The 1013-nt window shown below is 49.7% G+C and carries 1 protein-coding gene and 1 pseudogene; both read left to right on the top strand.

Annotated features, from left to right (window positions below; genetic code table 11):
- Positions 1 to 130, top strand: a pseudogene (locus tag U4E84_RS18830) (IS6 family transposase); the annotation flags it as partial.
- A 693-nt stretch (positions 131 to 823) separates the two neighbouring features.
- The coding region (locus U4E84_RS18825) for a hypothetical protein (protein WP_322533566.1) at positions 824 to 1013 on the top strand (190 nt) is incomplete at its 3' end.

The following is a 1013-nucleotide window of genomic DNA, read 5'->3' as shown; positions in this document are numbered from 1 at the left end:
CGAACGTGTCTTTTGGGAAATAGAACGACGGACATCACCGTTTGCGAACAGTTTCAGCAACCTCGCGCTCGAGACAGCTCAAAATTGGCTCGAAGCCCTCGCCGTCTACCACAATTCACGCCATACTTAACGCGACCCGTGTTTGAGAACTGTGCGGCGGTGACGAGACGTTCCGCGTCTCGTCCGCGCACAAGAGATCTGCTCTTGTGAACGCTGTATCCCCTCCCTACTCACTCGCTTCGCTCGTTCGTTGGGGAAGGGGCCTTAGCGCCTCAATTCAGGTAATTATCACGGCTTTTAAAACGTCTCACCGCTTGATGATTTCAGCGATGCCAACAGAGAAAAATATTTATCTACCAACTGCTATATATAAGTATGTATATGTATTGAATAGGTTTCTTATGACTAGCTCACATCCGCGTAGGCATGCGATCAGCTGTCCTACTCAGACGTCCGATCTGTGACGCAGTTCACGCAGTTGAAGGCCAACGAAGCGAATATACGAACCAGGATCTGTACTCAACTGCGATGACCCATCTACGGGGTCACAATCTCAATGAACCCAAGATGGCAATTCGAAAGCACGGAATAGTTTCTGGTACACTCGAAACCGTTATGTCTTCCGAGGATCATCATCAACTTCCGATTGAGGAGTGGAATGAACGCGAGAACACATGGCTCCCGGATGGTGCCCTATCGGGTGAAGATGTTCCTCTCCAAACGTCTGAATCGACAGCTGAACTCTCGTCTCTCTAACTATACGTCAATTCCACATGTTCAGAAATACACACACAATATCGATTCTCGTTCAGGGGGTGGTTGAGTGACTGACAGAGACCTTTCCGATCCCGAGTACTATCTCAACAGAGAACTCTCCGAGTTAGCGTTTCAGGAGCGCGTTCTTCGCGAAGGGATGGACGAGCGGAATCCGCCGCTTGAACGACTCCGCTTTCTCGCGTTCTTCACGAAAAACACTGACGAGTTCTTCATGAAACGAGTCGGCGGGCTTAAAC

It is taken from the genome of Halorubrum sp. AD140, from assembly GCF_034497445.1.
Taxonomy (GTDB): domain Archaea; phylum Halobacteriota; class Halobacteria; order Halobacteriales; family Haloferacaceae; genus Halorubrum.
The sequence above is the reverse complement of the archived record's forward strand: the minus strand, read 5'-3'. Positions and strand labels throughout refer to the sequence as shown.